Genomic DNA, 1,803 nt, shown 5'->3' with positions numbered 1-1,803 from the left:
GTTTCATCAGCTCATCGCGGGACATGCCGTCGAGGTCGATATCAGCCATGGTCTTCTCCTTTGGGAATGACTTGTGATGTGCGCCGCTTAGCACAATTCATCGGGGTTTCCACGGGTATCTTCGGGATTGCGAAAGTCCATTTTCCGGATCTGGACAAGTCTTTCGTCATTCAGCCACTCGTCCAGTTTCGACCATCGCCGCCGGCCCGAGACGTTCCTTACGGCGATGGCGACGGCCCTTTTCTGGCCGACGAGAACCACGAGCTTCTTTCCGCGGGTCACGCCGGTGTAGATCAGGTTCCGCTGGAGCATCGCATAATGCTGGGTCAGGACGGGGATGACCACGGCAGGGTATTCCGACCCCTGGCTCTTGTGGATCGTGGCGGCGTAGGCCGGGACCAAGGTGTCGAGCTCGCCGAAGAGAAAGCTGACCGTCCGCCCGTCGAAATTGACCGCAAGCTCGCCCTCGTCGAGATCGATATCCTCGATCATCCCGATGTCGCCGTTGTAGACCTCCTTGTCGTAGTCGTTCTCGATCTGCATGACCTTGTCGCCCGGGGCGAAGGTCCAGCCGAACCGCTCGACCTTCTTTTCGCCCGCCGGGTTCAGGGCGGCCTGGAGTTCCACGTTCAGGGACCGCGCGCCGACGCCGCCCCTGTTCATCGGGCAGAGAACCTGGATGTCCCGGATCGGGTCGAACCCGAACCGGCGCGGGATACGCCTCGAGACCAGCTCGACGATACGCTCGACGGCCTGCTCGGGGTCCGCCGCGGGCACGAAGTAGAAATCGGCCTCCTCGTCCGGGGGCGTAAGGTCCGGCATCCGCCCGGCGTTGATGGCGTGCGCCGTGGTGATGATCCTGCTCCGGGCTGCCTGTCGGAAGACCTCGGTCAGCCGGACCACGGGAACAGCGCCCGAGCCGATGATGTCGGCGAGGACCTGGCCCGGACCTACGGAGGGGAGCTGGCCCGGACCTACGGAGGGGAGCTGATCGATGTCGCCCACGATGAGCAGGGCGGCGCCGTCCGGGACGGCCCTCAGGAGCGACAGGGCCAACGTCACGTCGATCATCGAGCTTTCGTCCACGACGAGAAGATCGCAGTCGAGCGGGGTCTCACGGTCGCGCTTGAACCCGAAGGACTTGGGGTCGAACTCAAGCAGCCGGTGGATGGTCCTGGCCTCCATCGTCGTCGCCTCGGTCATCCGCTTCGCGGCCCGTCCCGTGGGGGCGCAGAGCAGGAGCTTCACCCTCTTTGCCGCGAGGATGCGCAGGATCGAGTTGACGATGGTCGTCTTGCCGACGCCCGGCCCGCCGGTGATCACCATGATCTTGGACCGGATCGCCAGCCGGATCGCGTCGGCCTGGCCCTCAGCCAGCGTGAGCCCGGTCCTCTGCTCGATCCAGGGCAACGCCCTGTCGGCGTCGATCTCCGGCCAGGGCGGCGGTCCCGAGGCGATCCTCCCGATCTGCTCGGCGATCCCCCGCTCGGCGGCGTGCAGCCCCGTCAGGAAGATGCAGTCGGTCTCCCCCACGCGATCGGCCGTCACGGTCCGCTCGACCAGCTCCTCGGCCAGGGCCTCCTCGATCAGCGCGGCCGAGACCTCGAGGAGCTTTTCCGCCAGACCGATCAGATCCGCCCTGGGCAGACCGCAATGCCCGTCCCCCATGGCCTCGGTCAGCGCGAAGGAGATGCCGGCGCGGACCCGGATCATCGCCGTCCTCCCGATTCCGAGCTTCTCGGCGATCTGGTCGGCCGTCCGGAACCCGATCCCCCGGATGTCCCTCGCCAGCCGGTAGGGGTT

Annotated in this window: 1 protein-coding gene; it reads right to left on the bottom strand. The window is 66.0% G+C overall.

All coding sequences use genetic code 11. From position 1 onward, the window contains the following. Nucleotides 1-87: 87 nt before the first annotated feature. Nucleotides 88-1,803 (bottom strand): AAA family ATPase (locus NXI30_29005; protein MCR9098280.1); only part of this gene is annotated, 1,716 nt, incomplete at its 5' end.

It is taken from the genome of bacterium, from assembly GCA_024742285.1.
Lineage (GTDB): Bacteria > Myxococcota_A > UBA9160 > UBA9160 > UBA4427 > UBA4427.
Note: the sequence above shows the minus strand (reverse complement) of the source record. Positions and strands in the feature narration are given on the sequence as shown.